Below are 18143 nucleotides of genomic sequence, written 5' to 3'. Positions count from 1 at the left end.
ATGGCACCGCCCTCGCTCAGCCATATGCGGCGCGACTTTCCTGCTTTCTCTCAACAACTTGCCGTCTGGCATCGCTGCCATGAGCGGCGACGACATGGATTTTCGCGTTCGGCCCGGAAAGGGAAGGGACGCTGGGGCGGGTTCGGGTCAGAGGGGCAAGCGGCTTGCCGCGCAGGTCAAGCGCGCGGCCGCCCGGTCGGGGTTCACGCGATCGCGTCCCGGCCGCACGGGAGGCGGCGGGACCGGGCGCCATGGCCGCGGCCGCCACGCGCTCGCGGCCATGCGGCGCGGCCCCGCCCAGCGCCGCGTCACCGTCATGGCCCGCATCGTTCGTCACAAGGGAGCGCAGTTTCGCGCGGCGCCTCTCGGGCGGCACATTGCCTATCTCGAGCGCGACGGCGTCACGCGCGACGGGCACGACGCCTCGATGTTCGATGCCGGCGGGGATGCTGCCGACAGGGGTTCCTTCGCGGAGCGCTGCGCCGACGACCGGCATCATTTCCGGCTGATCGTCAGTCCGGAGGACGCCGCCGAGGTCGACGATCTCAGGCGCTTCACCCGCGATCTCATGAAACAGATGGAGCGCGATCTCGATACGCCCCTCGACTGGGTCGCGGTCGACCATTGGAATACCGACAATCCCCACATCCATATCCTCGTCCGCGGCGTCGCCGAGGACGGATCCGATCTGGTGGTCGACCGGACCTATGTCGCCGAAGGGATCCGCGGCAGGGCGTCCGAGATCCTGACGCTCGAACTTGGTCCGCGCGCCGAGTTGGAGATCGACAAGGCGCAGGCGCGCGAGGTCGACGCCGACCGCTGGACCGGGCTCGATGCGGAGCTTGTCGCGCGCGGCCGCGAGACGGGTGTCACCGACCTCAGACCGGACCGCGGCGATACGGGAGCCGACCGCCATCTGCGCGGCCGCGCGGCGCGGCTCGAAGCGATGGGGCTGGCGTCGAAGCTCGGCCCGGGCTTGTTCGTGATCGATCCCGAAGCTGAGACAACGCTTCGTCAACTCAGCGAGCGCGGCGACATCATCAAGACGATGCACCGCGAGATGCGGGCGCAGGGATTGCGGTTCGATGCCTCCGCGCTCGCGATCCATGATGGAGAGGGCGATGGTCCGATCGTCGGGCGGCTGGTAGCGCGCGGCCTCGACGACGAGCTCGCGGGATCCGCCTTCGCGATCGTCGATGGCGTCGACGGCCGCGCGCATCATCTTCGCTTCGACGATCTTGAATGGACCGGGGACGCCGCCGCCGGTGCGATCGTCGAGCTTCGCAGCTGGGAAGGTCGTGATGGAGCGCGGCGACTGTCGCTCGCACTTCGTTCGGACCTCCCGCTCGCCGACCAGATCTCGGCGCGCGGCGCGACCTGGCTCGATCGGCAGCTGCTCGCGCGCGAGCCGGTCGCCGGTTCGGGCTTCGGGCTCGAACTTCAGGATGCGATGAAAGCGCGCGCCGCCTTCCTCGAGGGCGAGGGGCTTGCGCGGCGGCAGGGCGGCCGATGGAATCTCGAGCCCGGGCTGATCGAAACGCTGCGCCGCCGCGACCTTGAGGCGGCCGGCGCGGCGATCGCCGCGCGCACCGGCCTCGCCCATCGCCCATCGGCGCCCGGCGAGCGCTTGGCCGGCATCTACCGCGAGCGAGTCATGCTCGCCTCCGGCCGCTTTGCGATGATCGATGACGGCCTCGGCTTCCAGCTCGTTCCCTGGCGACCCGCTCTCGACCGGCATCTCGGCAAGCAGGTCATCGGCACTATCACCGGGGCCGGCGGGATCGACTGGGCCCTCGGCCGCGGCCGCGGGATCGGTATCTGAGAAAAGGATGGAGATATGAACGACCGCATTCTTTGGGGACAGATCGTCATCGTCCTCACCATCGTGACCGCCGCAGTCTGGGCGGCGACCCAATGGACGGCTGCCGCGCTCGGCTTTCAGACCGCGCTCGGCGCGCCATGGTTCCGCGTCGACGGTTATCCCGTTTATCCGCCTCCCGCCTTCTTCTGGTGGTGGTTCGCCTATGACGCTTATGCGCCGCCGATCTTCTATCGCGGCGCGGCCATCGCCGCGTCAGGCGGTTTCCTTTCGATTATCGTGGCGATAGCCATGTCGGTGTGGCGCGCTCGCGAGCGGCGCCGCGCCGAGACCTATGGCTCGGCGCGCTGGGCGAATGAGCGCGAAATCCGCAAGGCGGGCATGCTCGGGCCGGATGGTGTGATCCTTGGCCGCTTCGCCAAACAATATCTGCGGCACGACGGCGCCGAGCATGTGCTCTGCTTCGCACCGACGCGGTCGGGCAAGGGCGTTGGTCTCGTCGTGCCCACTTTGCTGAGCTGGCCGGGAAGCTGCATCGTCCATGACATCAAGGGCGAAAATTGGCAGCTCACCGCCGGCTTTCGGGCCCTCCACGGCCGCGTGCTGCTCTTCGATCCGACCAACGCGAAATCGGCAGCCTATAATCCGCTGCTCGAAGTGCGGCGCGGCGAATGGGAAGTGCGCGACGTGCAGAATGTGGCCGACGTGCTCGTCGACCCAGAGGGGTCACTCGAAAAGCGAAACCACTGGGAGAAGACCAGCCACGCGCTGCTCGTCGGCGCCATCCTCCATGTCCTTTACGCCGAGGAGGAGAAGACGCTCTCGGGCGTCGCGGCCTTTTTGTCCGATCCGCGCCGACCGATCGAGGCGACGCTCTACAGGATGAAGCAGGCGAAGCATCTGGGTGATCGCGTCCATCCCGTCGTCGCGGCGGCCGCGCAGGAACTCTTAAACAAGAGCGAGAATGAGCGATCCGGGGTCTTGTCGACCGCCATGTCCTTTCTCGGGCTCTACCGCGATCCGGTTATCGCCAGGGTCACGGGCAGCTCGCAGTGGCGGATCGCCGATTTGATGGAGGCTGATACCCCGGTGTCGCTCTATCTCGTCGTGCCGCCCGGCGACATCAGCCGGACGAAGCCGCTGATCCGCCTGATCCTGAACCAGATCGGGCGGCGCCTGACCGAGGAGCTCAATCCGGCTGCGCGACCGCGGCGGCTGCTTCTGATGCTCGACGAGTTCCCGGCGCTCGGGCGGCTCGACTTCTTCGAAAGCGCGCTCGCCTTCATGGCTGGCTACGGGATCAAGGCCTTCCTCATCGCGCAGTCGTTGAACCAGATCGAGAAGGCCTATGGACTTAACAATGCCATTCTCGACAATTGCCACGTCCGGGTTAGTTTTGCGACGAACGACGAGCGGACCGCCAAACGCATATCGGATGCGCTGGGTACGGCCACCGAACAGCGCGCGATGAAGAATTATGCCGGGCATCGCCTTTCGCCCTGGCTCGGTCATCTGATGGTGTCGCGCACGGAAACCGCGCGCGCTCTGCTTACCCCGGGGGAGGTCATGCAGCTTCCGCCGGACGACGAGATCGTGATGGCTTCCGGGCTGCCACCGATCCGCGGCCAGAAGGCGCGCTACTATGCCGATGCTCGGTTTGCGCGCCGCATCCTGCCACCGCCGACGGTTGATCACAGCGGTCCTGACCGACCCGACGACTGGACGGGCCGCGAGCAATCCGTCGCGCCGCCCGATCCCGCTGCAGGTGCCGAGGCTAACGAAGATGCAGCAAATGGCGGCATCCGGCAGGAACCGGAACTGCCCGTGCACGAAGATATCGCGCCGCCCCCTCCGCCGGTGAACGGCGAGTTCGATTTCCGGGACGAGGACAGCCAGGCCGATGCCGCGCGCCTGCGGGCGGCGGCCGACCGCCGCATGGCTCGCAATGCCCGGACCGCGTCGCTCGATCCCGGCGACGGGATCGACCTGTGACCGGGCATGTCAAACAGACCTTCAGGCTCGATGCCGAGCTCGTCCGGCTGATGAGCGAACGCGCGCAGCAACGACGGCTGACGCGCACCGAGATCGTCGAAGCCGCCTTGGCCTCGCTGCTAACACCCGACCATGACGAACGGCTCGAGGCGATGGTGACGAGGCGGCTCGACCGGATGACACGTCAACTCGACCGCATCGAATGGCAAAGCGAGCTCGTGAGTGAAACCTTGGCGCTGCTCGTCCGGCACTGGCTGACGAACAGTCCGCCGCTGCCCGATGCCGCCTTGTCCGCGGCCCAAGCGGTCGGCAAGCGGCGCTGGGAGGCGTTCGTTGCCGCGCTCGCGCGGCGGATGGAGGGCGGGCCGAAACTGGCAACCGAGCTCTCACGCGATCTTGGGGATCATTCCGATCCTCCCTCGAAATAGGCGCGCAGCCTGTGGAAGACTTCGGGCTCCAGTTTGATGATGCTCCGACGGCCATCGAACGGATCGGCGACCCGGCGCAGGATGCCCGCGTCGCACAGCTTCTGGGCGAGACGCAACGCGCTGCTCATCGGTATCGTGGGTGTGACGCAAAGCGAGCTGATCGAGAGATCCTTGCCCTTGCACTCATGGATGAAGAGATCGACGAGCATTTCCCAGGCGGGGTCGCCAAACAGCTCGGATGATCCGATCAGCTGCTGCCGGAGAAGGCGTCGATGAACAAGCGTCTCCGCATTGGCCAGCGCCACGGAGGTATCGGGCGCCGATCGCGGCGGAGGGGGCGAGCGGAATGTGAAAAGCGAGGGCGATGGAGCCTTTCCAGCGATCGCGTCCCGGCTCAGGATATGATGGGTGTAGGCGGCCGTCACGATGATATGATCCACGATCTCGACATCGAGCGAGCGCCCGATCGCTTCGAGGCGCCTGGTGGCCGAGATATCTTCCTCGCTCGGCGAGGGATCGCCGCTCGGATGGTTGTGGACCAATATAAGGCCCGCCGCATTATGCTCGAGAGCGCGCCTGAAGATCGTTCGCGGGAAGATCGCGAGCTGGCTTAGCGTGCCATTCTGCAGCCGTTCGTCCGCGATCAGGCGCCGGGCGCTATCGAGAAAGAGAATGCGCAAGGTCTCATCGGCGAGCGATCCCATCGACGCGATCAGATAGCGTCGCAGTTCCGGGCTGAACGGGTCGATTGCGATACCGCGAAGATCGCCCGCCATGGTCTCAAGCGCGGCATCGCGCGCGCCGATTATCAGCGAAACGACCGGCGAAACGTCCCCAAGGACGCGGCCAAGCGCTTCGGGCGCTGCCGCCCAGATCCGGCCGATGCTCTGGAATTCCTCGAGAAGCTTTGCGGCTATCCGCTCGCAATTTGCCGGTTCAACGGCAGCGACGAGCCGCGCCAGGACGGATCGTTGCCGTTCCGCTTGAGCCGCATTTGATGCCGCCAAGTTGCGACAATCAGCAGGGGCGGGACCAGCCAGGAGGAGCTCACCTGCATGATCAGGTAGGCTGCGGGATGCAGCGCAAAGTCGAAGTAGCGGCTGAGATGGGCGAGAAGCGGGAGAATATGGAGCGCGGCTGCAATCATCGGCCAGAACCGATAGGCTATCAACGCCAGGAACATCGTCGAACTCGCCCCGAAGAGATCTATCGCCAGATGTCCGACGTCGAGGCTCGCATATTCTGGCGGGACGAGCAGGTGGAGCGCCTGATCCGATGCGATCATCGTCGCTGCAATCAGGGCCATCGCCCGCTCTGGCCCGCCGCCCTTCCGGAGGGCATAACCGATTGCTACGAGCATGAGGATGAGGAATGCTGCGATGCGCATTCTCTTCTTTTTTCACGCTCATGGCTCTCGGTCAAACGAGCTTAGGCCACCGCGGCGAGCGGTACGACATTGGCGCCCGCGGTCTTCGGACATTCGTGAAGATCATAGCCCGCGGTTTCCCGTCCGATTTCGACGAGATCGCCATGGACGCGGTGGATGTCGCCGCTGAGGTCGACGAGAGCGAGCTGTGCAGTCGCAAGCCGGCGGATGGTGGCGTGACCCTTGACGACAGGAACGCCCGGAGTGTCGCGCCGAGCAGCAACGACGCTGCTCATGAGAGTGGAAATGGTGATCAGCGTATCATCGACGCTGGTCTCGGCAGCTGCGACGTCCTGCTGGAGACGCGCGGTGGTGGGTGCGATTTCGTTGGACATGACTTCTCCTGTTCCGGAGGCGGCATCCGCTCCGGCCTTGTTCGGCGACAATGGAAGGGGGTCAGCGAGTAAGCAGCTCGGTAAGCGTCTGCCCGATAGACAGCCCGCCAAGTCCGATCAGGACGATGGCGCCGACGAGCGTCAACGTGATCCCGATGCGGGCTGCCGAACTATGGTCGGGCCTCAACAAATCCCCGAACGGAGAGCGATTGCTCGATTGCCTGCCCAGCACTTCGGAACTGTCGTGCAATTCCATCAGGTTGGGCGGGCTTCCGTCTGGGAACTCGGATCGCACCAACGCCGGGCTCGGAGGAATACCCACCGCATCGTATGTCATTCGGTCGTATGTTTGCTTGAGCCGGCGGTAGATCACCGCAGTCTCGTTCCGGTCGGCCGCACCGAGGACATCGCGTGCCGTCGTGAGCCGCTGGTCGACGGTATGCTTGGAGATATCGAGCAGCCGAGCAATCTCCTTCGAGGTCTTATGTTCGATCAGCATGTCGAGGCACGCGCGCTGCTTATCTGTCAGCCGGTTCCATCGATCTTCATCGTCAGGTGGGTGCGACCCCGAATCATCCATGGTCCCACTCTGGTCACAAAGTCGCCGAGCGCAAGCATCAAGGGGGTGAGTCGCGGTGAGTTCGTTCCGAATTGAAGACGAACGACTTTGCCGGAGCCTGTCTTTCTTTGCTGTTGTTTGACGCGCGCAAATCCTTGTTGAAGCCCGACCTTTTATGCGTCTCTTACTCATCCCCGTCGAGCCGGGCGCCGTTGCCCGGACGCAGGAACGGGGTCTTCCATGGGCGCGGAACCGATACGGCTGGAGGCGCATGGGCGCGGAGCGAGGATGCTCCGGACCGCCCTCGGCGGCGCCATCGCGGAGTGGCTGGCCGACCCGACCGTCATCGAGATCATGCTCAATCCCGACGGCCGCCTTTGGGTCGATCGGCTTGGGGTCGGGATTACCGATAGCGGCATTCTCCTCTCGGCAGCCGACGGGGAGCGGATCATTCGCCTGGTGGCGCACCATGTCGGCGCCGAGGTTCACACCGGCGCTCCGCGCGTGTCGGCGGAACTGCCCGACGGCGGCGAGCGCTTCGAGGGCCTGCTCCCTCCCGTCGTTGCGGCACCCACCTTTGCGATCCGCAAGCCCGCGGTCGCGGTGTTCACCCTCGGCGATTACGTCGCCTCGGGCATCATGGATATGGTGGCCGCGGAGGCGCTGCGGCGCGCGGTGGCCGACCGCCAGAACATTCTCGTCGCGGGCGGTACGGGCACCGGAAAAACCACGCTTGCCAACGCCCTGCTGGCCGAAGTTGCGAAGACCTCGGACCGCGTCGTCCTTATCGAAGACACCCGCGAACTCCAGTGTGCGGCGCCCAACCTCGTTGCGATGCGGACGAAGGACGGGGTGGCTTCGCTTTCGGATCTCGTTCGCTCGTCGCTGCGTCTGCGGCCCGACCGCATTCCGATCGGCGAGGTGCGCGGCGCCGAGGCCCTCGATCTCCTGAAGGCCTGGGGCACCGGGCATCCCGGCGGCATAGGAACAATCCATGCCGGCAGCGCGATCGGCGCGCTGCGCCGGATGGAGCAGCTCATTCAGGAAGCGGTGATCACTGTACCCCGCGCGCTGCTCGCCGAAACCATCAACCTCGTCGCCGTGCTCGTCCGCGATGGCGCCGGACGCCGGCTTTCCGAACTCGCCCGCGTCGACGGGCTCGATCCCGCGACCGGCGAGTACCGCCTCAAATCGCTCATCCCCCCTGAAGGAGTGCCAGCATGAACAAGAAGGATACCAAGCGCCGTTTGCTTAGCGGGACAACGCTCGACCGCTTCGGTGCTGCGGCTGTTACCGCCGCCGGTCTCATCTACACGGCACCCGCCCGCGCCGGCGGTTCGTCGATGCCATGGGAAGCACCGCTACAGTCGATCCTCGAGAGCATCGAGGGGCCCGTCGCCAAGATCGTCGCGGTGATTATCATCATCGTGACCGGGCTGAGCCTCGCATTCGGCGACACCTCGGGCGGCTTCCGCCGTCTGGTGCAGATCGTGTTCGGGCTGTCGATCGCCTTCGCGGCCTCGAGCTTTTTCCTGTCCTTCTTTTCCTTTGGCGGCGGAGCGCTCGTCTGATGAGCCGGGAAGGGGAGGTGCCGGGCTTCTTCGCGCCGGTCCACCGCGCGCTGGCCGAGCCCATCCTGCTCGGCGGCGCGCCGCGCAGCCTCGCGATCGTCAACGGTACGCTCGCGGGCGCGATCGGTCTCGGGCTCCGGCTCTGGATCGCCGGCCTCGCGATCTGGGCGATAGGCCATGCGCTATCGGTCTGGGCCGCGCGCCGCGACCCCCAGTTCGTCGACGTCGCCCGGCGTCACATCAAATATCCCGTCTGGATGCGGCCATGATGAATCTCGCCGAATATCGCTCCAAATCTGCCTGCCTCGCCGACTTTCTCCCCTGGGTCGCGCTCGTGGGCGAGGGCGTGGTGCTGAACAAGGACGGATCGCTGCAGCGCACGGCGCGCTTCCGCGGTCCCGATCTCGAAAGCGCCACGCCCGCCGAACTCGTCGCCGTCACCGCCCGGCTGAACAATGCACTGCGCAGGCTCGGATCTGGCTGGGCGGTGTTCGTCGAGGCGCAGCGCGTGCCCTCGAACGCTTATCCCGTCTCGGAATTCCCGGACACGGCCTCCGCGCTCGTCGACATGGAACGGCGAGAGCAGTTCCGGGAAGAGGGAGCGCATTTCGAGAGCGGCTACTTCCTGACCCTCCTGTGGATGCCGCCGGCCGAGGACGCCTCGCGCGCCGAAGCCTGGCTCTATGAAGGGATGGCGCGGAGCGGCGTCGATCCGAAGGAGCATCTGAAGAGCTTCATCGACCGGTCGAACCGCGTCCTTCACCTCGTCGAGGGTTTCATGCCCGAGGCCGACTGGCTGGATGACGGCGAGACTCTGACCTATTTGCACAGCACCGTATCGACCAAGCGTCAGCGCGTGCGCGTTCCCGAGACACCCGTCTATCTCGACGCGCTCCTCACCGATCAGCCGCTTGCGGGCGGCCTCGAGCCGCGGCTCGGCCAATCGCATCTGCGGACGCTCACGATTACCGGCTTCCCCACCGCGACCTGGCCGGGCCTGCTCGACGAACTGAACCGGCTCGCCTTCGCCTATCGCTGGTCGACGCGCGCGATCATGCTCGACAAGACCGACGCCGCGAAGCTGCTGACGAAGATCCGCCGGCAATGGTTCGCGAAGCGCAAGTCGATCGCCGCGATCCTCAAGGAAGTGATGACCAACGAGCAGTCGGTGCTCATGGATTCGGATGCCTCGAACAAGGCGGCCGACGCCGATATGGCTCTGCAGGAGCTCGGCGCCGATCATTCGGGCATCGCCTATGTGACCGCGACGGTGACGGTGTGGGATACCGATCCGGCGCTCGCGGCCGAGAAGCTGCGCCTCGTCGAGAAGGTGATCCATGGCCGCGACTTCACCTGCACGATCGAAGGCATGAACGCGATCGAGGCCTGGCTCGGCAGCCTTCCCGGTCACGTTTACGCCAATGTCCGCCAGCCTCCGATTTCCACGCTTAATCTCGCCCACCTGATCCCTCTCTCAGCAGTGTGGGCGGGGGCGGAACGGGACGAGCATTTCGGTGACGCCCCCTTGCTTTACGGCAAGACCGAAGGTTCGACCCCGTTCCGCCTTACCCTTCATGTCGGCGACGTCGGGCACTGCCTCGTCGTGGGGCCGACCGGCGCCGGCAAGTCGGTGCTGCTCGCGGCGATGGCTATGCAATTCCGGCGATATCGCGGGGCGCAAATCTTCGCCTTCGACTTCGGCGGCTCGATCCGCGCGGCCTGTCTTGCGATGGGCGGCGACTGGCAGGATCTCGGCGGCGCGCTTCATGATGCCGAAGGCGGTGTTGCGCTCCAGCCGCTGGCGCGGATCGACGAGGCAGCCGAACGCAGCTGGGCGGCCGAATGGCTTGCGGCATTGCTGGGCGGCGAAGGGATCGCGATCGACCCCGCGGCCAAGGACCATCTCTGGTCGTCGCTCACTTCGCTCGCGACAGCGCCAATGTCCGAGCGCACGCTGACCGGCCTCGCGGTGCTGCTGCAGTCGCAGCCGCTGAAACAGGCACTCGCGCCCTATTGCATCGGCGGACCGTGGGGGCGGCTTCTCGATGCCGACGAAGAACAGCTCGGCAAGGCACGCGTGCAGGTCTTCGAGACCGAAGGGCTCGTCGGAGCGGCGTCGGCCAGCGCGGTCCTCTCCTATCTCTTCCACCGGATCGCCGGGCGGCTCGACGGCTCGCCGACCCTCATCATCATCGATGAGGGCTGGCTGGTCCTCGATCAGCCCGCTTTCGCTGCCCAACTCCGCGAATGGCTGAAGACGCTACGAAAGAAGAATGCCAGCGTGGTGTTCGCGACGCAGAGCCTTGCCGACATCGAGACGTCGAGCATCGCGCCGGCGATCATCGAGAGCTGCCCGACGCGCATCTTCCTCCCGAACGAGCGCGCCGCCGAGCCGCGGATTGCCCGCATCTACGAACGCTTCGGTCTCAACGAGCGCCAGATCGAGATACTGAGCCGGGCGACCCCCAAGCGCGACTATTATTGCCAGTCGCGCCGCGGCAATCGCCTCTTCGACCTCGGGCTCGGCGACGTCGCACTCGCCTTCACGGCGGCCTCTTCGAAGACCGACCAGACGCGCATCGGCGAGATTTTCGCCGCGCATGGCGCCGCCGGCTTTGCCGCCGCCTGGCTCTCTCACCGCAAGCTCGAATGGGCGGCCGAGCTGCTCCCCCCCCATTGCCGCCCCCAATGAGGAGTCTCCCCGATGAAGAAGAAACTTGCCCGCACGATGGTCGCTGCGGCGCTCGCTGCCGTGACAGTATCCGGCCCCATGCTGGCGATGCGGGCGCAGGCCCAGGTCGGCGGCATCGTCCACGATCCCCGCAATTTCTCGCAGAATATCCTGACTGCCGCGCGCACGCTCGAGCAGATCAACAACCAGATCAAGCAGCTCCAGAACCAGGCGGCTTCGCTGCTCAACGAGGCGCGGAACCTCCAGAGCCTGCCCGTTTCGACGCTCGGCGAACTACAGGCGCAGGTCGACCAGACGCGCCAGCTGCTGAGCGAGGCCGAAGGCATTGCCTATGACGTGACCGACATCCGCAAGGGCTTCGAGCAGCGGTACAAGGGTGGTGCGCTGACCGGCTCGGCCGCCGAGATGGTCGCCAATGCCGAGGCGCGCTGGAAAGACAGCGTCGGCGCGTTCGAGGATGCGATGAAGGTGCAGGCCGGCATCGTCTCGAACATGGGCGGTACGCGCACGTCCATCTCGACAATCGTCGGGGCAAGCCAGTCGGCGACCGGGGCGCTGCAGGCGGCGCAGGCGGGCAACCAGCTGCTCGCCATCCAGTCGCAGCAGATTTCCGACCTCGCAGCGGTGATGAGCGCGCAGGGGCGGGCGGAGATGCTGGGCGCGGCGCGCGCGGCGGCCGCCGAGGCCGAGGGCCGCGAACGCTTCCGCCGTTTCCGCAAAGGCAATTGAGATGGGCCGGGCGGGCGGCTTGGTGATGGGGGCAATCGTCCTGGGTCTTGCGCTGGCCCTTGCCCTCATCGCGGCGCTCGATCCGCCCGCGCCCGGTGCGTCCGCTCCCCAGATCTCCGGAGCGGACGCACCCCCCGATTATGGCGACACGCTGCGCCGCTGCCGCACCGTCACCGAAGCCGACCCCGAGTGCGAGGCCGCCTGGGAGACCAAAAGGCGCCACTTCTTCCGGACCGAAAAGAGCAAGCCATGAACGACACCGGCGTCATCGACAATTTTCTGGGCGTCTTCTCGACCTATATCGACAGCGGCTTCGGTCTGCTCGGCGGCGAGGTCGGCTTTCTTTCCTCGACGTTGATCGTCATCGACGTGACGATCGCCGCGCTCTTCTGGGCATGGGGCACCGATGAGGATGTGCTGCAACGGCTCGTCAAAAAGACGATCTACGTCGGCGTCTTTGCCTTCATCATCGGTAATTTTCAGGCGCTTGCGACCATTCTTTTGGAAAGCTTCGCAGGTCTCGGCCTGAAGGCGAGCGGCGGAGCGATGGCCATCGGCGACTTCATGCGCCCCGGCATGGTCGCAGCCACCGGGCTCGACGCCGCCGAACCGCTACTAGACGCGACCGCCGACCTCGTCGGGCCGGTCGGGCTCTTCACCAATTTCGTCCAGATCCTGATCCTGCTGATAGCCTGGGTGATCGTCGTCATTGCCTTCTTCATCCTCGCGGTGCAGATTTTCGTGACGATCCTGGAGTTCAAGCTGGTCACCCTTGCGGGGTTCGTCCTGCTGCCCTTCGCCTTCTTCAACCGGACCGCCTTCATGGCCGAGCGCGTGCTCGGGCATGTCATTTCCTCAGGCATCAAGCTGCTGGTGCTCGCGGTCATCACCGGCATCGGAACCACGCTCTTCCAGCGCTTCATGGATGCGGGACTCGGCACCGAGCCCGACATCCGCGAAGTCATGGCGATCGCGCTCGGCGCGCTGACGCTGCTCGGTCTCGGCATTTTTGGTCCCAGCGTGGCGAACGGCATCGTTGCCGGCGGCCCGCAGCTCGGCGCCGGCGCCGCCGCCGGTACGACCCTCGCGGCGGGAGCGACGCTCGCCGCCGGCGCGGCGGGTGCGACACTTGCCGCCGGCGCGGCAAGCAGTGCCCTTGGCCGGACTGCGCTCGGTGCCTCGCGCACCGCTGGCGGCGCATCGGCCTCTTATGCGCGCGGGGCGGCCGGAAAGAGCGGGATGCGCGCTTTCGGCGCGGGCCTCGCGAATGTGGCGCGCGAAGCGGCGAGTGGCGCCGGATCTCCGCTGCGCCGCGCCGCGGCGCGGCTCCGGTCAAGCTATGCCGAGGGGCAGGGCGGTTCGCCCTCGCAGGCGGCGCAAGGTTCCGCGCCCGCCGGTCCGCCGGCATGGGCCGCTGCGATGAAACGGCGTCAGGCCGTCACGTCGGGCGCGACCATCGCTTCGCAGACACTGAAGGCCGGCGACAGCCATGGGGCCGGCTCCGCTCCCGACATCAGCCAGAAGGAATGACGCGATGTTTCGACGACCGACCAACCATTATGGCAAATCGCCCGAGCCCGTGACGCCATATCAGCGCGCAGGCCAGGTCTGGGACGACCGGCTCGGTTCCGCTCGCGTCCAGGCGAGGAACTGGCGGCTCGCTTTCTTCGGCACGCTCTTCCTGTCGGGCGGGCTCGCCGCCGCCGTGGTCTGGCAGGCGTCACGCGGTACGATCACGCCCTGGATCGTCGAGGTCGACAAGCTTGGCGAGGCGCGCTCGGTTGCGCCAGCCGACGGCGAGTTCGCGCCGACCGATCCGCAGATCGCCTTCCACCTCGCGCGCTTCATCGAGCATGTCCGCTCGATTCCCGCCGATCCCGTCGTTCTGCGCAGGGATTGGCTGAGCGCCTATGACTTTGCGACGACGAGCGGGGCGCAGGCACTCAATGATTACGCCCGCACCAACGACCCGTTCGCCGAGATCGGCAAGCGCCAGGTCGCGGTCGATGTATCGAGCGTGATCCGGGCGTCCAAGGACAGCTTCCGCATTGCCTGGACCGAGCGCCGCTATCAGGACGGCAGCCTCCTCGAAACCTCGCGCTGGTCCGCGATCGTTACGGTCACGATCCAGCCGCCCCGAACCGCCGACGCGCTGCGGACAAACCCGCTCGGCGTCTTTGTGTCCAGTCTGAATTGGTCGAAGGAGCTCAGCCAGTGATCCGCTTTCCCCTTTTGCTGGGCGCCCTCGCGCTCGGCCTTCCCGCGCACGCCGCGCCCGGCGATCCCAAGGTCCAGGTCGGCCGCGCCAATGACGCCGCCCGCGTCCAGCCCGAGCGTGCGACCTTCCAGGGCGCGATCCAGAAATATGCCTGGGCCGATGGCGCGCTGTTCCAGATCTACACGGCGCCGGGCCAGGTCACCGACATCGCGCTGCAGGAAGGCGAGGAGCTTGTCGGCCCCGGACCGGTTGCCGCAGGCGACACGGTGCGCTGGATCATCGGCGACACGCTGAGCGGCGCCGGCGTATCGCGCCGCGTCCACATCCTCGTGAAGCCAACGCGGCCCGATATCATGACGAACCTCGTCATCAACACCAGCCGTAGAACCTATCACATCGAGCTCAGGGCAACGCCGTCGACCTATATGGCGGGCGTGTCCTGGTCCTATCCGCAGGACGAGCTGATCGCGCTCCGCGCCGCGGAGACCGAACGCGAAAGGCTTGCCCCCGTGGCCGGCGGGATCGATTTCGCCGCCCTGAACTTTGCCTACCGGATTTCAGGCGACAAGGTCGCGTGGCGGCCGCAGCGCGTCTTCGACGATGGCCGCCAGCTTTTCGTCGAATTCGGAGCAAATGTCGCGACCGCGGAGATGCCGCCGCTCTTCATTCTGGGCGACAAGGGCGCAGCCGAACTCGTCAACTACCGCGTCCAGGGCCGCTTCATGATTGTCGACCGCCTCTTCGAGCGCGCCGAGCTTCGTCTCGGCAGCGGGCGGGCCGCGAACTCGGTTCGCATCGAGCGCGATGCGCCCCGCCGCCGGAGCGGCAAGTGAACGCGCCGGACCGGGAAGGCGAGGGGGCGCCTGTCGAGGCGGAGCTCTGTCCGGCAGCGGTGGCCCCCGCCAGCCCCGACGGCTTCCGGCTCGAAGGCGAGCTGCCGCGGGTCATGCGTCTGTCGCGCAAGACCCTCGCCCTTGCGGGCGGGGCGGCGGGCCTCGCGATCGGCGGCGCTTTGCTTTGGGCGTTGCGGACACCCGATCCGAGGCCCGCGCAGGAACTTTACGAGGTAACCAACCCCAATCGGGCGGAAACGATCACCAGCGGCCCAGCTGACTATGGTTCGGTGCCGAAACTGGGGCCGCCGCTTCCCGGCGATCTCGGGCGGCCGATCGTGGCGGCGCAGAATGCCGGCGAAACCGTGCCCGTGCCCGGCATGGCGCAGCCGCCGGTCGATCCCCGGGTCGCGGCGGCCGAACAGGCGCGGCAGCGCGCCTTGCAGGAACGCGAGGCGGCGCAGGGGAGCCGGCTGTTCCTTGGCGGAAGCGGCGGGGCGCCGCTGCGCGAGGCTGCGGCCGAGATCGCCGCGACGCCGGCTTCCGCCGAAGCGGCGGAGGAGAAGCCGACGATCGCCTCGGCGCGGCGACAATTCATGGCGGGCGGCGGCCGGCCTCCGATCGAGAGCAGCGAGCCGATCGTAGCACCGAGCTCTCCCTTCATCTTGCAGGCAGGCGCTGTTATTCCGGCTGCGCTCATCACGGGCATACGCTCCGACCTGCCCGGTCAGATCAGCGCTCAGGTCACGCAGAATGTTTTCGATAGCCCTACGGGCCGCATTCTCCTGATCCCGCAAGGCGCGCGCCTCGTTGGCGAGTATGACAGCGAGGTCGTCGCCGGGCAGAGTCGCGTGCTTCTTGCATGGGACAGGCTCATCCTTCCCGGTGGCCGGTCGATCCGGCTCGACCGCCAGCCCGGTGCCGATGCGTCCGGCATGGCGGGCCTCGAAGACAAGGTCGACAATCATTGGGGCCGGATGCTCCGCGCTGCGCTGATCTCCTCGCTCCTCGGCGTCGGCACCGAATTGGTGTCGAGCGGCGACAGCGACCTCGTGCGCGCTTTGCGCGCGGGGGTGCAGGACGGGACGAACGAGGCGGGAAGGCGGGTCGTCGAGCGAGAACTGTCCGTTCCGGCGACCCTCACAGTGCGCCCGGGCTTTGCGTTCCGCGTCATCGTCACGCGCGATTTGATCCTCGAGCCGATCGACATCGGGGCGGCGCGATGACGAAGCTCCGCCTCGGTCCGATCCCCGAAGACAAACCGGTGAAGCTCACGCTCGAGATATCGGGCGCGCTCGCGCGCGACCTTGCAGATTATGCCGAGGTCCACGCCAAACTGACAGGGCTCGCATCGGCGCTGACGCCGGAGAAGCTCATCCCGCCGATGATCGAACGCTTCATTGCCGGCGACCGCGAGTTCAGCAAGCAGCGGCGAAGGACGTAGCGATGCACCGTCGCGGAAGCGGAGCAAGTTTGACGCCCGGCGACGCCCGGTCGCCGATTGAACCGATCAGCGTTCGCATTCCTGACGCCAGCCGCATGACCGGTCTGGGGCGCTCGACCATATATGAGCTGATCGCCTCGGGGGACATCGAGGCTGCAAAAGTCGGGCGCGCGACCGTCATCATGGTGGACAGTATCCGCCGCTTTCTCACAGCAAATCGAATGCAGCATCGCCCGCGCGGAACGACGGCATCGGAGACATCGCGGGAAGCGAACTGACAAAAACGGTCTGTCGTATTCCGCAAACTACTCGTCGAATGGGGGCTAAAACTGGGGCGGTTTTCGAGCGGTCGTCAAAATAAATCGTGTGAAAACAGATAATTAATACCTTGATATGGGTCCCTCCTCCGCTACCAGAGAATCTTCCATTATCAGATTTGATGAACGACTTGGGGCGCACTTCAGCAGCCTCTGCGTTGATAAAAGCTTGATTTCAGGAATTGCCGGCTTCCGGTTCCATCGTCGGCAAAGATGCGGTTCGGGACTGCTGTTAGGTGCCGCCGTCATGAACGCTCCTTGCCCGCGCGCAGCGGCTGGTTGCTCGTCGTGACCGGCCATGTACGGGTCGAGCGGACCGCTGGCGCAGCGCCCGCGCTCGCCCATTGACCTTGGCCGCGAAGGCGTTCAGCCCCGGTTGTGGTGGCAATGCCAAGGTGCCTCAGGAGAAGATCATGACCCGCTCGCCCCTGTTTTTCTTCGCGCCCGTCGTGGGCGCCGGCATCCTCCTCGCGGCATCCGCATGCAGCGAGAGCGAGTCCGAAGACAATCGGGTCGCTGCCGCTGCGCCGCGCAAATGCCCGGGCATTGCCGACACGCCGGTCAAGCTTGCCGGCGGCACCTTCGAAATGGGCGAGGACGACGTCTATGCCGAGGAAGGCCCCGTGCGGAAGACGACGGTCGCGGGCTTCTGGATCGATCCGCATGAAGTGACGAACCGCCAGTTCGCCGCGTTCGTGAAGGCGACCGGCTATGTCACCGTCGCCGAAAAGCCCGTCGATCCGAAGCAGTTTCAGGTGCCCGTCGAGCAGATTCCGGCCGATATGCTGAAGGCCGGGTCGGCAGTGTTCACCCCGCCCGACTTTCCGTCGAACAACTATGCCGACTGGTGGAAATATGTTCCGGGGGCCAACTGGAAAAAGCCCTATGGTCCGACCGGTGCCGACCAGGTCGCCAACGAACCCGTCGTGCACTTGGCGTGGGACGATATGGTCGCTTATGCCAAATGGGCGGGCGGGCGGATTCCGACCGAGGCCGAATGGGAATATGCGGCGAGCGCCGGGCAGCGGTCGAAAAACGTCCAGCCTGAAGAAGCGAACAGCTGGCAGGGCGCCTTCCCGAACTACAATGCGACAAGCGACGGCTTCAAGGGCGTGTCGCCGGTCGGCTGCTACAAGCCCAATGCCAACGGGCTCTACGACATGGTCGGCAACGTCTGGGAAGTGACGTCGGACTTTTTCAAGCCGGGTCATAACCCGGACGAGACGGACAATCCCAGGGGCCCAAGCGAAAACAACGCCTATGACCCGCTGAACCCAGGCATGCCGTCGCGCACCGTCAAGGGTGGCAGCTATCTTTGCGCCCCCAATTATTGCCAGCGTTATCGCCCGGCCTCGCGGCAGGGCCGTGATCCCGGGCTCGGCACGAGCAACGTCGGCTTCCGCCTCGTCTACGATCAGGCGCCGGGGGGCTGATGCTGGGCCGTCGCGCTTTCATCGGCAGCGCCGCTGGCGCGGAGTGCGTCGCGACCATCGCGCGCGCCGCCTAAACCGAGACGCTTGACGCGATCATGCGCAGGCGGGGTTTACGCCTTGGCACCGCGGCGTCGTTCTGCGCGCACCCGCCCATGTAGGGGGTGCCGGGGCTTTCTCTCCCCGCCTCTGGCCAAGCTACTGAAGATACGCCACAAACGGCGATGATGGTGCGGTCGAGAAGACTCGAACTTCCACGGCCTTTCGGCCACAACGACCTCAACGTTGCGCGTCTACCAGTTCCGCCACGACCGCACATCATGATGGTCCGGATCGGGTCCGGCACCAGG

At 66.2% G+C, this 18143-nt stretch carries 20 protein-coding genes and 1 tRNA gene; 16 read left to right on the top strand and 5 right to left on the bottom strand.

All coding sequences use genetic code 11. The annotated features are described in order from the left end of the window. Positions 1 to 79: 79 nt before the first annotated feature. From OVY29_RS10145 to OVY29_RS10135, 3 genes are read left to right on the top strand one after another with little or no spacing between them, the layout of a single operon-like run. The gene (locus tag OVY29_RS10145; protein WP_313911231.1) at positions 80 to 1822 is read left to right on the top strand and encodes a DUF3363 domain-containing protein; all 1743 of its coding nucleotides are present in this window, start codon (positions 80 to 82) and stop codon (positions 1820 to 1822) included. Positions 1823 to 1837: 15 nt separating this feature from the next. Next, entirely contained in the window at positions 1838 to 3811 is a 1974-nt protein-coding gene (locus OVY29_RS10140) for a conjugal transfer protein TraG (RefSeq protein ID WP_313911230.1), read from the top strand. Further along, positions 3808 to 4239 carry a ribbon-helix-helix protein, CopG family gene (locus OVY29_RS10135; protein ID WP_409581459.1) on the top strand — a complete coding sequence of 144 codons (432 nt, stop codon included), beginning with the start codon at positions 3808 to 3810 and terminating at the stop codon, positions 4237 to 4239. The genes OVY29_RS10140 and OVY29_RS10135 overlap by 4 nt, the downstream gene beginning before the upstream one ends. Here the strand turns inward: OVY29_RS10135 and OVY29_RS10130 are convergent. From OVY29_RS10130 to OVY29_RS10115, 4 genes are all read right to left on the bottom strand, one after another. Continuing rightward, positions 4215 to 5015 (bottom strand): JAB domain-containing protein, encoded by an 801-nt coding sequence (locus OVY29_RS10130; protein ID WP_313911229.1) that lies wholly within the window; start codon positions 5013 to 5015, stop codon positions 4215 to 4217. The two genes, OVY29_RS10135 and OVY29_RS10130, sit on opposite strands and share 25 nt — an antisense overlap. Positions 5016 to 5152: 137 nt before the next feature. Continuing rightward, positions 5153 to 5626 carry a hypothetical protein gene (locus tag OVY29_RS10125; protein WP_313911228.1) on the bottom strand — a complete coding sequence of 158 codons (474 nt, stop codon included), beginning with the start codon at positions 5624 to 5626 and terminating at the stop codon, positions 5153 to 5155. A gap of 41 nt (positions 5627 to 5667) precedes the next feature. Next, positions 5668 to 6000 carry a hypothetical protein gene (locus OVY29_RS10120; RefSeq protein ID WP_313911227.1) on the bottom strand — a complete coding sequence of 111 codons (333 nt, stop codon included), beginning with the start codon at positions 5998 to 6000 and terminating at the stop codon, positions 5668 to 5670. A gap of 61 nt (positions 6001 to 6061) precedes the next feature. After that, positions 6062 to 6580: a helix-turn-helix transcriptional regulator gene (locus tag OVY29_RS10115; RefSeq protein ID WP_313911226.1), complete on the bottom strand. Its 519-nt coding sequence runs from the start codon at positions 6578 to 6580 to the stop codon at positions 6062 to 6064. A gap of 219 nt (positions 6581 to 6799) precedes the next feature. On the opposite strand from OVY29_RS10115, the gene trbB reads away from it, so the two are divergent. From trbB to OVY29_RS10050, 13 genes are all read left to right on the top strand, one after another. Then, complete coding sequence (gene trbB, locus OVY29_RS10110) at positions 6800 to 7783, top strand: P-type conjugative transfer ATPase TrbB (protein WP_313911225.1); 984 nt, start codon at positions 6800 to 6802, stop codon at positions 7781 to 7783. Continuing rightward, positions 7780 to 8130, top strand: a complete 351-nt coding sequence (locus OVY29_RS10105) for a TrbC/VirB2 family protein (RefSeq protein WP_313911224.1) — start codon at positions 7780 to 7782, stop codon at positions 8128 to 8130. The genes trbB and OVY29_RS10105 overlap by 4 nt, the downstream gene beginning before the upstream one ends. Beyond that, the gene (locus OVY29_RS10100) at positions 8130 to 8399 is read left to right on the top strand and encodes a VirB3 family type IV secretion system protein (RefSeq protein WP_313911223.1); all 270 of its coding nucleotides are present in this window, start codon (positions 8130 to 8132) and stop codon (positions 8397 to 8399) included. The genes OVY29_RS10105 and OVY29_RS10100 overlap by 1 nt, the downstream gene beginning before the upstream one ends. Next, the gene (trbE, locus tag OVY29_RS10095) at positions 8396 to 10822 is read left to right on the top strand and encodes a conjugal transfer protein TrbE (protein WP_313911222.1); all 2427 of its coding nucleotides are present in this window, start codon (positions 8396 to 8398) and stop codon (positions 10820 to 10822) included. The genes OVY29_RS10100 and trbE overlap by 4 nt, the downstream gene beginning before the upstream one ends. A 12-nt stretch (positions 10823 to 10834) precedes the next feature. Further along, positions 10835 to 11551 carry a P-type conjugative transfer protein TrbJ gene (gene trbJ / locus OVY29_RS10090; RefSeq protein WP_313911221.1) on the top strand — a complete coding sequence of 239 codons (717 nt, stop codon included), beginning with the start codon at positions 10835 to 10837 and terminating at the stop codon, positions 11549 to 11551. A gap of 25 nt (positions 11552 to 11576) precedes the next feature. Beyond that, on the top strand, positions 11577 to 11804 hold the full coding sequence (gene trbK-alt, locus OVY29_RS10085; protein ID WP_167921566.1) for a putative entry exclusion protein TrbK-alt: 228 nt from the start codon (positions 11577 to 11579) through the stop codon (positions 11802 to 11804). Next, complete coding sequence (trbL, locus tag OVY29_RS10080; protein WP_313911220.1) at positions 11801 to 13081, top strand: P-type conjugative transfer protein TrbL; 1281 nt, start codon at positions 11801 to 11803, stop codon at positions 13079 to 13081. The genes trbK-alt and trbL overlap by 4 nt, the downstream gene beginning before the upstream one ends. A gap of 4 nt (positions 13082 to 13085) precedes the next feature. Next, the gene (trbF, locus tag OVY29_RS10075) at positions 13086 to 13769 is read left to right on the top strand and encodes a conjugal transfer protein TrbF (RefSeq protein ID WP_167921564.1); all 684 of its coding nucleotides are present in this window, start codon (positions 13086 to 13088) and stop codon (positions 13767 to 13769) included. Between the two features lie 14 nt (positions 13770 to 13783). Beyond that, complete coding sequence (gene trbG / locus OVY29_RS10070; protein ID WP_245198677.1) at positions 13784 to 14602, top strand: P-type conjugative transfer protein TrbG; 819 nt, start codon at positions 13784 to 13786, stop codon at positions 14600 to 14602. After that, on the top strand, positions 14599 to 15828 hold the full coding sequence (locus OVY29_RS10065; RefSeq protein ID WP_313911218.1) for a TrbI/VirB10 family protein: 1230 nt from the start codon (positions 14599 to 14601) through the stop codon (positions 15826 to 15828). The genes trbG and OVY29_RS10065 overlap by 4 nt, the downstream gene beginning before the upstream one ends. Continuing rightward, positions 15825 to 16046, top strand: a complete 222-nt coding sequence (locus OVY29_RS10060; RefSeq protein WP_313911217.1) for a DUF2274 domain-containing protein — start codon at positions 15825 to 15827, stop codon at positions 16044 to 16046. The genes OVY29_RS10065 and OVY29_RS10060 overlap by 4 nt, the downstream gene beginning before the upstream one ends. Before the next feature lie 2 nt (positions 16047 to 16048). Next, positions 16049 to 16324 (top strand): helix-turn-helix domain-containing protein, encoded by a 276-nt coding sequence (locus OVY29_RS10055; RefSeq protein ID WP_313911216.1) that lies wholly within the window; start codon positions 16049 to 16051, stop codon positions 16322 to 16324. 452 nt (positions 16325 to 16776) lie between these two features. Next, entirely contained in the window at positions 16777 to 17796 is a 1020-nt protein-coding gene (locus OVY29_RS10050; protein ID WP_052182203.1) for a formylglycine-generating enzyme family protein, read from the top strand. Between the two features lie 225 nt (positions 17797 to 18021). Here OVY29_RS10050 and OVY29_RS10045 read toward each other — a convergent pair. Beyond that, positions 18022 to 18108: transfer RNA gene (locus OVY29_RS10045), tRNA-Leu, on the bottom strand. Positions 18109 to 18143 lie beyond the last annotated feature (35 nt).

Source organism: Sphingopyxis sp. SE2 (assembly GCF_032227185.1).
GTDB lineage: Bacteria > Pseudomonadota > Alphaproteobacteria > Sphingomonadales > Sphingomonadaceae > Sphingopyxis.
The sequence above is the reverse complement of the archived record's forward strand: the minus strand, read 5'-3'. Positions and strand labels throughout refer to the sequence as shown.

Excerpts from the sequence above, each read along its gene's own strand:
- OVY29_RS10050 (WP_052182203.1), top strand. The coding sequence starts at position 16,777 with ATGACCCGCTCGCCCCTGTTTTTCTTCGCGCCCGTCGTGGGCGCCGGC.
- OVY29_RS10060 (WP_313911217.1), top strand. The coding sequence starts at position 15,825 with ATGACGAAGCTCCGCCTCGGTCCGATCCCCGAAGACAAACCGGTGAAG.
- trbL (WP_313911220.1), top strand. The coding sequence starts at position 11,801 with ATGAACGACACCGGCGTCATCGACAATTTTCTGGGCGTCTTCTCGACC.
- OVY29_RS10115 (WP_313911226.1), bottom strand. The coding sequence starts at position 6,580 with ATGGATGATTCGGGGTCGCACCCACCTGACGATGAAGATCGATGGAAC.
- trbK-alt (WP_167921566.1), top strand. The coding sequence starts at position 11,577 with ATGGGGGCAATCGTCCTGGGTCTTGCGCTGGCCCTTGCCCTCATCGCG.
- OVY29_RS10140 (WP_313911230.1), top strand. The coding sequence starts at position 1,838 with ATGAACGACCGCATTCTTTGGGGACAGATCGTCATCGTCCTCACCATC.
- OVY29_RS10125 (WP_313911228.1), bottom strand. The coding sequence starts at position 5,626 with ATGCGCATCGCAGCATTCCTCATCCTCATGCTCGTAGCAATCGGTTAT.
- OVY29_RS10130 (WP_313911229.1), bottom strand. The coding sequence starts at position 5,015 with ATGGCGGGCGATCTTCGCGGTATCGCAATCGACCCGTTCAGCCCGGAA.
- OVY29_RS10145 (WP_313911231.1), top strand. The coding sequence starts at position 80 with ATGAGCGGCGACGACATGGATTTTCGCGTTCGGCCCGGAAAGGGAAGG.
- trbF (WP_167921564.1), top strand. The coding sequence starts at position 13,086 with ATGTTTCGACGACCGACCAACCATTATGGCAAATCGCCCGAGCCCGTG.
- trbB (WP_313911225.1), top strand. The coding sequence starts at position 6,800 with ATGGGCGCGGAACCGATACGGCTGGAGGCGCATGGGCGCGGAGCGAGG.
- trbE (WP_313911222.1), top strand. The coding sequence starts at position 8,396 with ATGATGAATCTCGCCGAATATCGCTCCAAATCTGCCTGCCTCGCCGAC.
- OVY29_RS10120 (WP_313911227.1), bottom strand. The coding sequence starts at position 6,000 with ATGTCCAACGAAATCGCACCCACCACCGCGCGTCTCCAGCAGGACGTC.
- OVY29_RS10055 (WP_313911216.1), top strand. The coding sequence starts at position 16,049 with ATGCACCGTCGCGGAAGCGGAGCAAGTTTGACGCCCGGCGACGCCCGG.
- trbJ (WP_313911221.1), top strand. The coding sequence starts at position 10,835 with ATGAAGAAGAAACTTGCCCGCACGATGGTCGCTGCGGCGCTCGCTGCC.
- OVY29_RS10105 (WP_313911224.1), top strand. The coding sequence starts at position 7,780 with ATGAACAAGAAGGATACCAAGCGCCGTTTGCTTAGCGGGACAACGCTC.
- OVY29_RS10100 (WP_313911223.1), top strand. The coding sequence starts at position 8,130 with ATGAGCCGGGAAGGGGAGGTGCCGGGCTTCTTCGCGCCGGTCCACCGC.